Here is a 16,540-nt window from a genome sequence, read left to right as displayed (position 1 = left end):
AAAGGGGCTGCCTGAAGAGCCCCTTTTAATCCTATTTAAAATTACTTGGCGGAAAGTTCATCTTCTGTTACCCATTTATGATTGGTTACCTTTTCTCCGCCATTCGTCGGCGTGTAATCCACCATATAGACTGTTGTTTTCTTTGACGAAACAATTTCAGCAGATGCCCCTTTCATGCCTTCCATATGATTTGCTTCCAATGTCACTTTTGTTCCTGGCTTTAACGCTTTATTCCCCGCCCCTTTAATTTCTTCCTGAACAACCCATTTATGGTTTTTTACTTCGGCTCCGCCTGTTACGGGCTTATAATTCACCGCATAAACGGTTGTGGCGTATGCAGCTTTTACAGTTGCTTTCGCGCCATTCATCCCTTCCATATGGTCAGCGTGGATGACAACCTGGCTGCCTGTTTTATATTTTGGGTTGCTTTCTTTTTTCATTCCTTTTGGTACTTCGCTCGAGCCGGAATGATTCATTTCCATGTGTGAATGGGAATCCGCGCTTTTGCTATCCGCAGATTTTGTTTCACTGTTGCCGCATGCCCCTAAAGAAAAGAGAATTGCGAGAGAAAAAATGCCTGCTAATACTTTTTTCATGATCTTACGTCCCCCTTGTCGCTTATCCTTTCTTTTAAAGATACCCGGCATTTGTGCAGAAATTGTGCATTTTACTGTTTACACAAGAAAAATATTGCGTGAATACGGTAGTTTCACGGCTTACACCAGGACTCAACGCTGTTTTCAATATGGCTTTCAAATACATCTGAATAGGGTTTCATCAAATCGAATGGCGACCAGGCGGTTTACCGGGTAACAGATGTGACCAAACCGGAAGATTCCCGGGAGCTTGTCCGGCTTGCCAAAGATGCTTTCGGCGGTGTAGATGTGATTTTCCTGAACGCCGGCATTATGCCGGATTCCCCGCTTTCCGCATTAAAAACGGACGAATGGAACAGCATGATCGGCATTAACATTAAAGGGGTTTTAAACGGGATTGCGGCAGTATTGCCAACGTTTATCGCGCAAAAATCAGGGCATATCATTACAACTTCTTCCGTAGCCGGGCTTAAAGCTTACCCGGGAGAGGCAGTTTACGGCGCAACGAAATGGGCGGTACGCGATTTAATGGAAGTATTGCGCATGGAATCCGCACAGGAAGGGACCAACATCCGGACTGCGACAATTTATCCGGCGACCATTAACACGGAATTGCTGGAAACGATCACGGATAAAAATACATCACAAGGCATGACGGCACTGTATGAGCAATATGGCATTACGCCTGACCGGGTTGCCAATCTCATCGTATCACCCAATTTTCCAGCCGTTTTCCTGTCCCAAAAAAAGAAGCCCGGTTCCCGGCATAATGCCGGTCCCGGGCCTCTTTAAAAAAACGCCCAATTTAATAAAGCCCTGCTTTTTTAAAATACTTATCTTTTTCGCGATTATACCGTTTCGTATCCTGGTTGAATTGGCGAATCGTTTCTTCCATTTTCCCATTGTATCCATTTATTTTTTTAATTTGATCGTCTAACTCGTCCGGGCTGAACTTCTCCAGATTTTCATAAAAGGTGCCTTGTAACGCCAATTGTTTTTTATAATCATCAAAAAAAGTGTTCATATATTTTTTGCGTTCATCCATGATGGTGAGCAGCTTCTGCGCCTGTTTCCGCTGCCCGCCGTCTTTAATTTTTTCCACATTCTCTTTTATGGATGCCGATTGCTCATATGCCTTTTGAAAATTCTTTTTGGATTCCCGCAGCTCTTTCTGCTGTTTTTCGGTATAGTTGTCCGCCTTTTTTAATTTCTGCTTCACTTCCGGGCGGTTTTCGTCATTCAGTTCAAGCTGGTTTAGATCAGCATAAATGGATGCCACTTTTTCTTTGTATTGGTCCAGTTTCTCCTGGTTCGCGACAAAATTTCTTTCATAGGATGCGGATTTCTTCAATTTTTCGTATATGCTGTCCGCCTGTTTTTTGTCTGAATGGCAGCCGGCAAGAAGCAAAAGAAGCCCCGGCAACATCATTCCCAATACAATAAATCTTTTTACCATCATCTTCTCCCCGTTTCAACTGGATGGTGGATTGGATGACAGCGGCCTTCACACGGAAACGTTACCGGGGGCGTTTCATTGGTCAACACTTTTGTTTTATAGCCCTGCTTTTTGATAAACTTTAGCAACTTCGGCAAATATTTAACGGTTTCCGGTTTGTCATGCAAAAGGATGACCGGCGTTTCCCCCGCTTGTTTTTTTTGCCGGATTTGCTGAATCGTATACTGGACATAGCGTCCATTTTTTAATTCCCAGTCACTGCTGTCCACGTTCCAATCCCAAATGTGGAAACCACTTTTATCCAGTAAATCGCGCATTTCATCTGTTAAATACGGAATACTTCCATACGGGAGGCGTACCATATAAGATTTTACACCCGCCACGTTTTCCAATATTCTTTGATCCTCAGCCATTTCGTTTAATGGCGCGGACGTACTGCTGTAAATCGTTCTTGCTTTATGTGTGATCCCGTGCAGGGCAAGCCCGTCTCCATCTTTTTGCATGCGTTTTACGACTGCCGGATGCTCTTTCATCCTCGGCCCGAGCATGAAAAAGGTAGCTTTCATCTGATAAGTTTCCAACAGGTCCAATAACTGGTTGGCCGCACTCGACGGGCCGTCATCAAATGTTAAGTAAATGGCATTTTCTTTCAGATCTTTCTCGTTTTGCTTCGCAACTTCTTTTTGTCTCTCCGCTTCTTTTTTCTGCCGCTGTTGCCCGATCATCGATTTGTACAAAGGAGAACCCGCAAACGCTGTCATCGGCGCAGGCGAAAAAGATAAAGTGCGCAGTGAGACAGCATGTGCATCTTTTCCTTTGTCTTTCGCTGACATCTTTTCCCCTTTGCCAACGAGTCCGGCCAGAACAACAACAATCAACGTAAATAAGAGCGCCAACACAACTTTTCCCTTGAAATTTAATTTCCTGCCGCGCATATCTCTCTCCCCTGCTCAAAGGCTCACCGTATTTTTCATTTGCTGCCATCTTCCGACATCATCCGCAAAAACTACCAAACATATATGATTCAGTATACATGAATATCCACAATTTTACCATACTCTACAAAATCTTAATTGTTTGATCATTTTATTCTACATCTTGCTGCAGTCAAATTTCGACAGAGTGAAACGAGAATAGCGTGCTTATCTCTGCTATGGCCGTTTTTTTGTTTTTATTCCCTTAGAATTTTTGAAAAAACGTTCCACTCTAAGCACCTTCCCTTATTCCTGAACCCTCCCGCCTTTCCCCCTGCCTGTGTGTAAAAGGCAGCGCAACCCGCTCATGGCGAATGATAAAGCTGAAGGTGATGAAAATGAAGGCCATTTTAAAAGCACGATGCGTGATTTTTTATGGTCTCTCAGTTTCCGGATTGCCCGGCGTTAGCTGCATGATTTTTACTGGACCGCGTCATCAAACATAAAGAAATGCCGAATGAAGAAACAATGCTGGCTTCGCTGGAAAATACGGGAGTCGACATCATGCCGGCGGCGGTGATTCCTGGCGATATTCCTTTTTCCTGGAAAAACCATACCTCTAAGCTTTTTCCAAGCCGCCAAACCTTCTTATTTTCCAGTTGAAAAAGGAACGGCTGCCGGCTCGAAACCAGGCCGGAAAAAATTTCTTTAAAAAAAATAAAAAAAGGCTTTGACAAACGAAATTTATTGTCGTAGAATAATATTTGTCAGCAAGAGCTAAGGAGCTGGCAAGCAAAAATAAAATAACCGGGAAGTAGCTCAGCTTGGTAGAGCACTACGTTCGGGACGTAGGGGTCGCAGGTTCAAATCCTGTCTTCCCGACTCTAAAAACCTTGATGTATCGCGGATGCATCAAGGTTTTTTTCGTTTTCAACCGGGGTGATTTGCCCGTTGTTTACGCATTCCGTCAACAATTCAGCATTAAAACTGAATGCCCCTTTGATTAAAATTCCAGTGGGGATAAAAAGCCACTTTTTTCTTCACCCATTATGGCCCATCATTCCTTCATGCTTTATGCGTATTAACTTCTTGCTGCTTGTCCGGATGGAATTCCAAAAGGGGAAGCCTTAGATTGGTTAAAAAACTTCCGATTAACACACCCTATGTTTGGGAGGTGATAAAAATGGAAGAAGAAAAAAGTTACAAATCCAATACTTACTCGTACAATAACCAGCTCGAAGGAAATGTCCAGTCGCAAAATGCCGGCAGCGAAGAGGAAGAAGGGCTGGCTGATACCATTCAAAATGTGATGAACAAAGTCACCGGACTCGGGGAAACCGAGTAAAGCGAGAAGGCTGCCGCAAAAACCGTTGAGACGATCCTCAACGGTTTTTTGAACGCTTCTTGCAAAAGATCAGCCGGTCCGCGAAGTTCTTTTACGCAAAACTGCCCAACGTTAAGATTGGCGCGATTTTGGCACGCTTCTTTTACGCAGAATCTGTTAAGAAGACGCGCATTTCAGCGGCCTTTCTTTTCTTAGGGCGTCTGTGCGTAAATATATAGTACGCTTCCTCTGTGCAGAACGGCGGAAAACTTGGCAGGCTTCCTTTATATAGAGCGGCCCTATGTTAAAGTTGATACGTTTTTTGGCGGCCTTCCTTTACATAGACGCCCCTACGTTAAGATAGGCGCATCTTTTGACCAGCTTCCTTTCCGCAGAGCGGCCCTATGCTAAGATCAATGCGTTTTTAATAAGATTGCTTAACATAAGCCTGATCATAAACGGCTTTTCCCACTACCACGGAAGATGGAACCGTCCTGTCTGATTTGCAGTGCCGCTTGAAAGTCGGATGGATTCTTTCCTCAGTTCGACCCCCGGCTCCAGCTGCACCCAAAAAGACTTTGGATCGTACACAAGCTGGTCGCGATAAACGCTGCGGTGCCCGATGATCAAATACCCGGCGATACAGGCGGCCAATATATACATCCCCGTAACATGACCGTACAGCTCATATCCAAGCAGCACAGCGGAAACCGGCGTATTGGATGCAGCCGAAACCACCGCCAGCATGCCCGCAGCCGCCCCTAATACAGGATTTATCCCGAGCAAAGCGGCAAATGCATTTCCGGCGGCAGACCCGATGACGAGCTGTGGGGTGAATGTTCCTCCGTAAAAGCCGGAACCAAGCGTAACCGCCACAAACAGGATTTTCCACAGAAATGCGAAAAAGCCGACATGGCCCCCGTGCATCGCTTTGTCCAAAAGCGGCAAGCTCAGCCCCAAAAAGTCGGCGGGAAAAATGAATAATGCGGCAGCAATGAGCATACCCCCAACACAGGGCATCAGGAAGGGAGGAAGATGCAATTTTTCCCGGACAACCGAAAATAAGCGGCCCCCCTGCTCAATAGATTCAACAAACAGCCATCCAGCCAGGCCGCAAATCATGCCAAGGGCAGCCACTTTTAAAAGCAGCAGAACAGAAAAAGACGGCATGGCATGGATGGTGAAATATTCATAAGGCGTATGCAACAGCCTTTTATTGACTTCAAAAGCGGCTATGCCGGAAACCGCCGAAGGGAAAAGAAACTGGTGCCGGATTGACCCGATAGCCAATACTTCCAAACCAAACACGGCTGCCGCAACGGGCGCGCCAAACAGGCTGGCAAAAGCAGCACTGATTCCGCATACGATCAGCTGGGCCCGAAGAAACGGCTGAATATGAAAAACTTTCCCGATCCATGTGGCAAGCGAACCGGCAAAGTGAGCGCTCGGCCCGAATTTTCCAGCCGAACCGCCGGATACAAGTGTAATGAGGGCCGCCAGATACTTGGCCGGGAAGCTTCTGTCAAAGGGCGGTTCCCCTTCGGAATGCACAGCAGCAATGGCAGAAGGCGCCCCTGGTTTCATTTTATACAGCAACAGGCCATTCAACAGGCCGCCAACCGGAAGCAGCAGCATCTTATAAGGCACGGGCAGCGCACCTGTTTTTCCGCTCAAAAAATTTAAAGCTTTCAAAAACAAACCGACCGTGGTCCCGGCCACAACGCCAATCAGTACAGCTACAGCGACATAGACGATCATGGTAAAAAACATCACGGCAGGCTCAATGTATTTCATTTGGTTCACATTTTCCCACTCCTGCATGTCAAAACATTGTTAGTTTTATTATACACCCAGTAATATCGAGGGCTAACACAAACGGACAGAGCGGGCTCTTTATACCGCGCGAAAAAATGGGCCGGGCACTGCATCCGGGCCGCAGGGTTAACAGGCTCAGCTAATGCCTTCGGTCTAGGTTCTTGATTGTGAAAAACCCCGCCCTTCTAAGAAGGACGGGGTTTAACAGATTATGTATGTGCCGCAGTTGCCGTAATCAAACTAAGAAAGTTTTAGAACCACACTCCTCAAAGTGGGTGTCCGCAAAAGCGTTCCTGCCATCCTCCCTGCCAAACGGCAAAAGGCTCGGCATTCCCGCAATAATGTTAAACTCCCTATAACAGTTTAAAGGTTAAAACTTTATTAATATTACGTACAACGCAGCTTGTACTCTTATACTACGCTTTATGCGCCGCAAGATCAAGAGGAAAATTTTTCATTCGATTTCGCCGCTCCACGCCATCATGCCGCCTTCCAGGTTTGTGACATCAAAACCCTGGCTTTCGAGAAACTGGCATGCCATATAGCTCCGCCCGCCGGAATGGCAAACGACAATATAGTTTTTGGAACGGTCAAGATCCTCTAGGCGGAATCCCAGCAAACCGAGCGGAATATGCAGCGCGCCCGGAATTTTTCCTTCCGCCACTTCCTCCGTTTCGCGCACATCGATAATATTGAGTTTTTCACCCTTGTTCAGTTTTTCCTCGACTTCCATCGCAGAAATTTCTTTCATCAAAATTCCTCCCTCGTAAAACAAAATCCCCCGATTTTTGCGAAAAGTTCGGCCTTGCCAGCAGCAATTTTGTGAAAAGGGTCAGCGGCTTTTCACAAGCAGGTTGACCGCTTCTTTTACAAGGCTTCCCGCGTCTTCCCCGTTTTGTTCGGCATTTTTCACACATTCCACCAGATTGGCACTGACAATGACGCCGATCGTGCGGTCAATTGCCGTCCGGGCGGCAGACAACTGGGCAATGACCTCTTTGCAATTGTCCTTTTCTTCCATCATCCGCAGTACTCCCCGCAATTGCCCTTCGATTCTTTTGACACGGTTTTTGATTTTCGCATCGTATTCCACCTTTTTCCCTCCCCGGTTCCAAGATCGTATAAGAATAAATATGAAATCCTTTTCTGCGTAATAAACGGATGCTGAAATTGGCTTCAAGCCGGCTGGAAACAATAAGGTGAAGACTGCCTTTTGGAATTTCGCCGGAAAACCGCTTTAAATAAGCCGTCGGAATCACAATGGCATCCGCGGTACCGCTTCCCACATGCTGGTAATCCCTCACATCGACCACCACTTTATGTTCAAGCACATCTTTTCTTAAATCCGCCCGCACAGCACCGCGAACGGGAACGTAACGTGTATAGCCGGTTTTCGCGAGAATGAGCGCAAGAACGAGCAAAACAATATACATTTATACGGATGACCTCCTGCCCGAAGTTCGGTTACAACCCCCATCATATACCCCAGGCGGTATTATTGTCAAATGGATGGCTTAAAGAAACCCGCTTAAAATGGTAAAATAAGGGCGCTACATTTTTTAAAAGCAAGGAGAAGGGGAAATGAAGCCAAAAACAGCAGGCTGGTTCACGCTCTTTTTGGCTATGATGCTCGCCGTTGCAGGGTGCGGGCTGCATCAAAACAGCACAAAAACGGGCACAGAACCAAAAACAGCGCAACAAACAAATACCGGGCCGGGAGAAAACCGGCAAACGGCAGGCAAGCAAATTGCTGTTAAACTTGCCGGTGTTACCGATGGGGACACGATTAAAATTTATTATCTTGGAAAAGAAGAGACGGTCCGCTATTTGCTCGTTGACACGCCGGAATCAAAAAAACCGGATATGTGCGTACAGCCGTATGCAAAAGAGGCCTATTACCGGAACAAGCAGCTCGTTTCAAGCGGCAAACTGACGATCGAATTTGATCACGGGGCCAAACGCGACAAATACGGGCGGCTCCTCGCTTATGTATTCGTAAACGGCAAGTCCGTGCAGGAAAAGCTGCTGAAAGAAGGGTACGCGCGCGTGGCCTATGTGTATGAACCGCCCTATCAATATTTGGGCACTTTCAAAAAAGCCGAACAGCGGGCTAAAAACGAAAAGCTCAGGGTCTGGTCGCAACCCGGGTATGCAACAGACCGCGGTTTTAACGGGTGCGAAAAAGGCAGTTCCGCATCCAGTGCTACCGGCGGGGAGAGCCGTTCCAGCAGCGGGAGCAGCGGTTTCCAAAACTGTACGGAACTGCGCAAACAATATCCAGACGGCGTGCCGCACACGAATCCCGCCTACCGCTCCTATATGGACGGCGACAAGGACGGATACGCATGCGAACCATACAAGTAAGAAGCAGGCTTGCACTCAAGCCTGTTTTTTCTTTTTGCGGCGCAGGGCACCCCGGCTTGCGCCACCCTTCCCCGCCGCTTGCTTCGAGCCTGTTTTTTGGTTTCACAGACAAGCCCGCATGATTTCCGTCTGCCCGGCAACCGCCTCAACCCCGGTGCTTTTTTCGAGCGATTTTACAAGCTCTCCGTTTGTAATGATGATCGCAGTAATCGTATCCGCTGCATTGGCTTTAATAAATTCCAGGTTAAAACGAATCAGCGGGTCGCCCTTTTCCACTTTGTCCCCGGCCTGCACAACCGTTTCAAACCCCTTCCCTTCGAGAGAAACCGTTTCTAGCCCGATATGAATCAAAACTTCCAGCCCAGATTCGCCGCGCAACCCGATCGCATGCTTTGTCGGAAATATCTGGATCACTTCACCGTCAAACGGGGAAACGACCCGGCCCTCAATTGGCCTGATTGCCACGCCATCCCCGATCATTTTTTCGGAAAAGATGGGATCGGGCACTTCCTCAATCGGCGCCACCTCTCCCCCCATTGGCGCAAAAATATGCTCTTCCTTTCGATGTCGGTGGAAAAATGGAAACAAAACGGACACCTGCCTTGTTTTCAACTAAATACACCTTCTATTTTAACATGTATGAAAAAAATCCGGTAGTTTTCATGGAAAATGCCGGATTTATCATCTGTGTTTACTGGCGGGCCGGACTGCATGGCTCCCAAAAATTTATGCATTTGCCTAGCGCCGTCCCCGTTGGGATATGAACCGGGCGTTTGCCGGATGCTGCGTGCATGGAAAATGGAGCAACCAAGGGTTATACCGGAAAGCCTGTGGTGTGTCCATGCAGCTGTTTTAACGATTTTCCGTTTCCTTTAAAAAATCGACTGGACAGCCACCGACTCAACCGGCAAGCCCGCCTCATATCTTTTTATAAAGGCTTCGTACCCTGAAACGCCTTCAGGTTCCGGGCTTAACGTCATGCTTTCGGGATGGGTGAACACGTTTTGGTCCAAAAAGTCTTCCAGGCTTTGCTTCCCGTTTCCGGATTTTGCATAAACCGCGAGCACGGCCATCCCCCAGGCGCCGCCTTCACCGGCAGTGCTCATCACCGTAATCGGCGTATTTAATGCATTCGCCAATACTTGCTGGCCAATTACCGGCGTTTTAAACAGGCCGCCTTGGGCAATCAGGACATCCGTTTTGATTCCTTCTTCATTTTTCAAAATATCCATCCCGATTTTAAGCGGCGCAAATGCTGCATACAACTGGGCCTGGATAAAGTTTGCCAATGTAAAGGCACTGTCCGGTTTCCTGACAAACAGCGGGCGCCCGGCCGGCATTTTTGTAATGTTCTCGCCTGACAAGTAGCTGTAATTGAGCAAGCCGCCCGCATCCGGATCCGCTTTTGCAGCCACCAAAAATAGCGTTTCATATAAACGGTCTGCCGGCAAGTCAACACCGAGTCGTTCAGCAAATTGTTTAAACAGGTTTGCCCATGCATTAATGTCAGACGAGCAGTTGTTGATATGGACCATCGCTACGGGCGCCCCGCTCGGCGTGGTGACAATATCAATATCCCGGTACACTTTTTTGAGCGGCTGGTCCAGCACGATCATCGAAAAAGCCGAAGTGCCGACGGATATATTCCCGGTCCGTTTGCGCACACTGTTTGTGCACACCATCCCGGTTCCGGCATCCCCCTCAGGCGGGGCCATCAAACTGCCTGCCTGAAGATTTCCGTTTACATCCAAGAGTGCCGCTCCTTCGGTTGTTAAAGTGCCCGCATATTCGCCGGCTTTTAATACTTTTGGCAGCACTTCCCTGATGTGCCATGGATAGGGCGCCACATTTTCAAGCCGGTCAAACGTATCAAGAAAATCTTTCCGATAAGTGCCTGTCGCTTCATTCACCGGAAAAACGCCGGAAGCATCGCCAATCCCTAACACCTTTTCTCCGGATAATTTCCAGTGCACATAACCAGCCAAAGTGGTGATAAAGCGAATGTCTTTTACATGGGGCTCCCGATTTAAAATCGCCTGGTAAAGGTGGGCAATGCTCCATCGTTGCGGAATATTAAATTGAAATCGTTCAGTCAATTCATCCGCCGCTTGTTCGGTGATGTTATTGCGCCATGTCCGGAAAGGAACGAGCAGCTCTCCGTTTTCTGCGAAAGCCAAATACCCGTGCATCATAGCGCTTACACCGATGGCACTGATTTTTGTCAAAGTGGTATGGTATTTCCCCTGGACGTCCGCCGCAATTTGGGCATAGCTTCTTTGAATCCCTTCCCACACTTCTTCCAACGAATACGTCCAGATGCCGTTTTCAAATTTGTTTTCCCAAACATAGCCACCGGATGCGATCGTTTCAAAATCATCCGTGACAAGCACGGCCTTTATCCGGGTTGACCCCAGTTCAATGCCTAATGAGACATTTCCTTGTTTAATCGCTTTAGAAGTATCCACTAAATTCATTTTTATTTACCTCCGTCTCATATGTGTAAGTGGGCACCTTTTTTTTCAACAGCTTTTTCTTCCCCAAATTTTTCAATTTCTTCCAACGTATGTCCCTGGGTTTCAGGTACGCGGGTCCGGATAAACAAAACACCAAGCAAACATATCACGCCGAAAATTGCAAAAACAGCTTCTTGGGACATGGAAGCAGTCATGATTGGGAACAGCAGCCCAACCAGGAAAGAACCAATCCAGTTAAAAGAGGAAGCCAATCCTGATGCGCGTCCACGAATGACAAGCGGGAAAATTTCCCCAACGATGACCCAGGTTAAAGGAGCCCAAGTGAAGGAATAAAGAGCTACATAAATGCTTAAAAACGCAACGATCATCATCGGGTTTGCATTTGGAATGAGCAAATTCAAAATGGCTGGCAAAATAAAGGACAGGCCCATAATCGTTCCGCCTACTGTCAACAAAGTGCGGCGTTTAAATTTATCAGCAATCCATAAGAAGACAAGTGAACCCAATACGAGAATGATCCCTTGAATAATCGGCCACATCAATGCAGAACTAGCAGCATGCCCTGTTGCTTTTTCTACAATTAAAGGAATATAGTAAAAAATAGCATTTGCGCCTTGAAATTGTTGGAAAGCCGCAACGCCCACACCGGCAATGACTAAATAACGGTATTTGCCGCTAAATAAAGTACCCCATGATGCTTTTTGATTTGCCTGTTTTTCTTCTCTGGCAGTCTCTTGAATTTGTTTGATTTCAGCATCAATTGCCTCTTTTTTAGCGCGAATATAGCTCAAAACCTTGCGTGCTTCCTCAAGTTTATTGTTCTTTATTAAAAAGCGCGGTGATTCCGGCAACTTTAACACACCAAAGAATAAGATCAATGCTGGTACCGCTGCCAAACTAAGCATCAACCGCCAAGCCAATGTTTCCGGCAAACCTTTTAATAAATAATCGACAATGTAAGAAAGTAACATTCCCGATACAATCATGGTTTGGTTAATCCCTGACAGACGTCCGCGCAAACGTGCAGGCGCCATTTCGGACATATAAGCCGGGACCAGTGCAGAAGCAGCGCCAACCGCTAATCCTAATAACATCCGGACGATGATTAAAAAGTATTGCCCGTTATGAGGGGATATGCCAGATAAAACCGATCCAACAACAAAAATAAAAGCTGAAATTAAAATCATTTTTCGCCGGCCCAAACGGTCGGAAAGTTGCCCCGCCAAAGCGCCGCCGAATATAGCACCGAACATTACAGCAGAGGTAATCCATCCAATAACGCCTGCACTGTTTTGAAGGTTCCAGTCATGTTCAAGGAATGGCAAAGCGCCTGTCATTACCCCAATATCATAGCCAAATAGAATGCCGCCAAAAGCCCCGAAAAAGTAAATGAATCCACTTGAGATTTTCTTTTCACCAACCATTAAAGTTCCCTCCTTGATGTTTCAGCCTTATTTTCTTCTTGCTGATGGCTTCTTTCTTTGTGAGCGGTATCATTTTAGAAAAAAGCGTTTTCATGCTGCAAGTACATGCTAGCACATTTATACCTATAAATCAACGACAAAAATATTTGTACTGATAACTGAGGAAAAATAACGTTTTCCTGCGTTTTTCTTAACCGCTTTCTTACCCATCATTATGCTACTTATATAGATGAAAGGATAGCAGGTAAGGGTACCCAATTGTGTATTTTTTGTGTCTGTAGCTATAGTGAAAAAGCTACGGAAGCTGTGACATAAACCACTCTTTTCCATCCAGTGAAAAACACATTTATACATATAAATATTTTTTTGTTGACTTATACTGATAATTGATATAGCATTCTATTTGTAAGCGGTTAATCGCAGAATCCAAATGACATGTCAAAAACTTTTAAAGAATGATCAATTTCAAAGGGATGATCAATGAATGCTAGAAGAACTCAAGAAAGAAGTCTATGAAGCAAACATGCTGCTGCCGGAATATAATCTGGTCACCTTTACATGGGGAAATGTAAGCGGAATCGACCGTGAAAAGAATCTCATGGTCATTAAGCCGAGCGGTGTCGAGTATGAAGCATTGTCACCGGAAAAAATGGTCGTCGTTGATCTTGGTGGAAATGTAGTGGAAGGCGAGTTAAATCCGTCAAGCGATACTGCAACACATTGTGTGCTTTATCGCCATTTCCCGAATATTAAAGGAATTGTCCATACACATTCTCCCTGGGCGGTTTCATTTGCGCAGGCCGGCATTGATATTCCGGCGGCAGGAACGACACATGCCGATACATTTTACGGGCCGGTTCCGGTCACAAGGGCGATGAAGAAAGAAGAAGTCGTGACGGAATATGAAAAACAGACCGGTGATGTGATTGTTGAGACTTTTGAAAAGCGGCATATTGATCCGGACCAGGTTCCGGCTGTTCTGGTAAATGATCACGGCCCTTTTACGTGGGGAACATCCGCCCATGATGCCGTGCACAATGCCGTTGTGCTCGAAGAAGTAGCGAAGATGACCTACCACTCGCTACAGCTGAATCCGCATCAAATCAACATGGATCAATTTCTTTTGGATAAACACTATTTACGCAAGCACGGAAAAAATGCCTATTATGGGCAAAAAAAATAAATGTCTTGTACATTCCGGGGAGGAAAACAGCATGTTGAAAATAAAAGATTACGAGTTTTGGTTTATCGTCGGAAGCCAGCATTTATACGGCAAAGAAACACTGGATGCTGTAAAGGAAGATGCGGAAAAAATCATTGATGAAATCAACGCAAGCGGCAAGCTACCGTACCCGATCGTATTTAAAACGGTTGCCACAACAGCCGACAGTATTACAAAGGTCATGAAAGAAGTCAACTATAACGATAACGTCGCCGGTGTCATCACCTGGATGCACACATTCTCGCCTGCGAAAAACTGGATCAGGGGAACGAAACTGTTACAAAAACCTTTGCTTCATCTGGCTACACAATTTCTCGACCATATTCCGTGGGAAACGATCGACATGGATTACATGAACCTGCATCAAAGCGCCCACGGCGACCGGGAATACGGATTTATCAATGCGAGACTGAACAAAAATAACAAAGTCGTTGTCGGCCATTGGAAAGATGAAAAGGTCCAAACCCAAATCGGACGCTGGATGGATGTTGCCGTTGCTTATAATGAAAGCTTTAACATTAAAGTAGCGAGATTCGGTGACAACATGCGCAATGTCGCAGTCACGGACGGCGATAAAATCGAAGCACAAATTCAGTTCGGCTGGACAGTCGACTATTACGGCATCGGCGACCTTGTTGCGGAAATGAAAGAAGTCACTGATCAGGAAATAGAAGCCGTTTATGCGGAATGCCAGGAAAAATATGAATTGGTGGTTGGGAACAATGACCCGGCCTATTTTGAAGACCATGTGAAAGAGCAAATCCGGATTGAAATTGCCTTGCGCAAATTCCTCGACCGTGGTGGGTACACAGCCTTTACTACAAACTTTGAAGATTTGTGGGGCATGAAACAGCTTCCGGGCATGGCGGTCCAACGGCTGAATGCGGAAGGTTACGGTTTTGCCGGTGAAGGGGACTGGAAGACAGCCGCACTCGACCGGTTGGTGAAAATCATGGCACATAACGAAAAAACCGGTTTTATGGAAGATTATACGTACAACCTGGTAAAGGGCCATGAAGAAATACTGGGTTCCCACATGCTTGAAGTAGACCCAACTTTGGCAAGCGGCAAAATCAGGGTAGAAGTCCATCCATTAGGCATCGGGGACCGCGAAGACCCTGCACGGCTTGTTTTTGACGGATCAGATGGAGAGGCGGTTGACTTAACGATTTCCGACTTTGGCGACAAATTCAAAATGGTGATGTATGAAGTAGAAGGAAAGAAACCGGCTGAAGCAGCGCCGAAACTGCCTGTCGCACGCCAGCTTTGGACACCAAAAGCAGGTTTCTATGAAGGGGTCCAAAAATGGATTGAAAACGGTGGCGGCCACCATACAGTATTCTCCTTTGCCGTAACAGCGGAACAAATTGAGGATTTTGCAAAAATGGCCGGTATTGAAGTTGTGAATATAAAATAAGTTGATTCCTGTTTACTGATTCTTTGAACATGAAAAAGCATCCTCCAAATTATTTTAGCTGAAGGATGCTTTTTTGTATCAATGAGACCGATTTACTTGGGTCACTCGTTATCTTCATGAGCAAAAGTTGATTTTGTTTATCTGAATGGTGCGAAGGAGTCACGATTTTTGTTTAATGTATATTTGATTTCTCTGCAGCGTCTTTTTTATCCAAGGTAGAATTTCTGACAATTAAAACCGGTTCATAAATAATGGAGTTACGGCTTTTTTCATAATGGTTTTCTGCTTTTTCAACTGCTGCGACGATCCATTTTGCAGCATCGATCCCCATCTGGGTTTTAGGATGTGTAACGGTAGTTAGTTTAATTTCCGAGGCAACCGCAAGATTAGAGTCATCAAACCCTGTGATAGAAATATCTTGCGGAATTTTGATGTCTAATTCTCTTAGCACTCGGATCACTTCGATTGCCATCTGATCATTGTAACAGACAATTGCAGATGGTCGTTCCTTTGTGTTCTTTAAAAACACTTTATAATCCTCAATCATTTGATTCATATTTTCTGTTGAATACGTTTTCACCATGTTTTGAAAAAAAGGCACATGGTTTTCTCTGAGCGCATTTAAATAGCCTTTCATCCGGTACACACCCTGAAGGTCGTCTGTTTTAAACAACCCGGCGATTTTACTGTGGCCTAGCCTGATCAAATGTTCAGTCACCATGTAGGTGCCTCGTTCATCGTCAACGATCAAATGAGGCGGATTCAGCTGCTGATAAAATTGATTGATCATAATATAGGGAATGTGTAGCCTTTCCAGTTCTGTATAAAAGCAAACATTTGGATTAAACCCGCTGCTTTTTGTCGGCTCTACAATGAGTCCGTCAATTTCCCTACTCATCAACGTTTCTAAACATTGTTTTTCTTTTTTTGGATCGTTATCGGTACTTGCTAAAACAAGAGAGTATCCCTTTTCTGTCAAATAGGATTCGATCCCATTCAAAATTGAAGGGAAAATATAATCGGAAATGTAGGTTGTGATGACGCCGATTGTTTTTGTATTTCCGGATGAAGGTTTTTGACGGATTTCATGAAAGTTTCTATCCGCACAAAATGTTCCGGATCCCTGCTCCGTATATAACCACCCCTCGTTTACGAGCTGCCTGATGGCTTGGCGGACAGTGTGGCGGCTGACACGAAACAGTTTAACCAACTCATTTTCTGAATATATTTTTTCTCCCGGTTTAACTTGTCCGTTCAAGATCCATTCTTTAATTTTTTCTTGTACTACAACATATTTTGGTGATTCTGCCATACGTTTCACCCTTATTGTCGTTATTTTTCTGGACTTGAATACAAGTGTCTTACTTTACTATAACAGATGCCGGCCTGATTATCTATTATCTTTAAAGGAATGCTCCGGTGCTCTTGCAGAGATCTTGTTCCGCGGTGAAGGAAATATCTGTTCTGCATTCGGAAGCATTTATTCTGCGTAACAATCCATACTGTTCAACTTTATGGAATGACCGTTTATTTG

General features: G+C 45.6%; 14 protein-coding genes, 1 tRNA gene, 1 other RNA gene and 1 pseudogene. 6 read left to right on the top strand and 11 right to left on the bottom strand.

Translation table 11 applies throughout. The features are described 5' to 3' along the window. Positions 1-41 precede the first annotated feature (41 nt). Positions 42-596 (bottom strand): YdhK family protein, encoded by a 555-nt coding sequence (locus ABR335_RS05740; protein WP_276210421.1) that lies wholly within the window; start codon positions 594-596, stop codon positions 42-44. A 192-nt stretch (positions 597-788) separates the two neighbouring features. On the opposite strand from ABR335_RS05740, the pseudogene ABR335_RS05735 reads away from it, so the two are divergent. Continuing rightward, positions 789-1,304, top strand: a pseudogene (locus tag ABR335_RS05735) (SDR family oxidoreductase); the annotation flags it as partial. Between the two features lie 97 nt (positions 1,305-1,401). Here ABR335_RS05735 and ABR335_RS05730 read toward each other — a convergent pair. Together ABR335_RS05730 and ABR335_RS05725 are read right to left on the bottom strand one after the other, a co-directional pair. Then, positions 1,402-2,052: a YkyA family protein gene (locus ABR335_RS05730; RefSeq protein WP_350346657.1), complete on the bottom strand. Its 651-nt coding sequence runs from the start codon at positions 2,050-2,052 to the stop codon at positions 1,402-1,404. After that, positions 2,052-2,987, bottom strand: a complete 936-nt coding sequence (locus ABR335_RS05725; RefSeq protein WP_350346656.1) for a polysaccharide deacetylase family protein — start codon at positions 2,985-2,987, stop codon at positions 2,052-2,054. The genes ABR335_RS05730 and ABR335_RS05725 overlap by 1 nt, the downstream gene beginning before the upstream one ends. 787 nt (positions 2,988-3,774) lie before the next feature. On the opposite strand from ABR335_RS05725, the gene ABR335_RS05720 reads away from it, so the two are divergent. Both ABR335_RS05720 and ABR335_RS05715 read left to right on the top strand, forming a co-directional pair. Continuing rightward, positions 3,775-3,848: transfer RNA gene (locus ABR335_RS05720), tRNA-Pro, on the top strand. A gap of 301 nt (positions 3,849-4,149) precedes the next feature. After that, positions 4,150-4,311, top strand: a complete 162-nt coding sequence (locus tag ABR335_RS05715; protein ID WP_013860070.1) for a hypothetical protein — start codon at positions 4,150-4,152, stop codon at positions 4,309-4,311. Between the two features lie 450 nt (positions 4,312-4,761). Here the strand turns inward: ABR335_RS05715 and ABR335_RS05710 are convergent, their stop codons facing one another. The 4 genes from ABR335_RS05710 to ABR335_RS05695 form a co-directional block, all read right to left on the bottom strand. After that, positions 4,762-6,084 carry a chloride channel protein gene (locus ABR335_RS05710; protein ID WP_350346724.1) on the bottom strand — a complete coding sequence of 441 codons (1,323 nt, stop codon included), beginning with the start codon at positions 6,082-6,084 and terminating at the stop codon, positions 4,762-4,764. Positions 6,085-6,318: 234 nt separating this feature from the next. Further along, positions 6,319-6,513, bottom strand: a non-coding RNA gene (ssrS, locus tag ABR335_RS05705) — 6S RNA. A 46-nt stretch (positions 6,514-6,559) separates the two neighbouring features. Further along, positions 6,560-6,856 carry a rhodanese-like domain-containing protein gene (locus ABR335_RS05700; RefSeq protein ID WP_014097608.1) on the bottom strand — a complete coding sequence of 99 codons (297 nt, stop codon included), beginning with the start codon at positions 6,854-6,856 and terminating at the stop codon, positions 6,560-6,562. 81 nt (positions 6,857-6,937) lie between these two features. Beyond that, on the bottom strand, positions 6,938-7,198 hold the full coding sequence (locus ABR335_RS05695) for a metal-sensitive transcriptional regulator (RefSeq protein ID WP_014097607.1): 261 nt from the start codon (positions 7,196-7,198) through the stop codon (positions 6,938-6,940). Positions 7,199-7,686: 488 nt separating this feature from the next. On the opposite strand from ABR335_RS05695, the gene ABR335_RS05690 reads away from it, so the two are divergent. After that, a complete protein-coding gene (locus ABR335_RS05690; protein WP_350346655.1) occupies positions 7,687-8,469 on the top strand; it encodes a thermonuclease family protein in 783 nt (260 codons plus the stop codon). A 102-nt stretch (positions 8,470-8,571) separates the two neighbouring features. Here ABR335_RS05690 and ABR335_RS05685 read toward each other — a convergent pair whose 3' ends face one another. From ABR335_RS05685 to ABR335_RS05675, 3 genes are all read right to left on the bottom strand, one after another. Continuing rightward, complete coding sequence (locus ABR335_RS05685) at positions 8,572-9,081, bottom strand: PTS sugar transporter subunit IIA (RefSeq protein ID WP_350346654.1); 510 nt, start codon at positions 9,079-9,081, stop codon at positions 8,572-8,574. Positions 9,082-9,341: 260 nt separating this feature from the next. Beyond that, positions 9,342-10,943: a xylulokinase gene (locus tag ABR335_RS05680; RefSeq protein ID WP_350346653.1), complete on the bottom strand. Its 1,602-nt coding sequence runs from the start codon at positions 10,941-10,943 to the stop codon at positions 9,342-9,344. Between the two features lie 17 nt (positions 10,944-10,960). Then, the gene (locus ABR335_RS05675) at positions 10,961-12,367 is read right to left on the bottom strand and encodes a sugar porter family MFS transporter (protein ID WP_026685165.1); all 1,407 of its coding nucleotides are present in this window, start codon (positions 12,365-12,367) and stop codon (positions 10,961-10,963) included. A 484-nt stretch (positions 12,368-12,851) separates the two neighbouring features. Between ABR335_RS05675 and ABR335_RS05670 the strand changes: the two genes are divergently transcribed. Beyond that, positions 12,852-13,550 (top strand): L-ribulose-5-phosphate 4-epimerase, encoded by a 699-nt coding sequence (locus tag ABR335_RS05670; RefSeq protein WP_014097602.1) that lies wholly within the window; start codon positions 12,852-12,854, stop codon positions 13,548-13,550. Between the two features lie 31 nt (positions 13,551-13,581). Then, positions 13,582-15,006, top strand: a complete 1,425-nt coding sequence (araA, locus tag ABR335_RS05665) for an L-arabinose isomerase (protein ID WP_328229367.1) — start codon at positions 13,582-13,584, stop codon at positions 15,004-15,006. 172 nt (positions 15,007-15,178) lie between these two features. Here the strand turns inward: araA and ABR335_RS05660 are convergent, their stop codons facing one another. Further along, complete coding sequence (locus tag ABR335_RS05660; protein WP_035184227.1) at positions 15,179-16,318, bottom strand: GntR family transcriptional regulator; 1,140 nt, start codon at positions 16,316-16,318, stop codon at positions 15,179-15,181. Positions 16,319-16,540 lie beyond the last annotated feature (222 nt).

Source organism: Heyndrickxia faecalis (assembly GCF_040267745.1).
Taxonomy (GTDB): Bacteria; Bacillota; Bacilli; order Bacillales; family Bacillaceae_C; genus Weizmannia; species Weizmannia faecalis.
The sequence above is the reverse complement of the archived record's forward strand: the minus strand, read 5'-3'. Positions and strand labels throughout refer to the sequence as shown.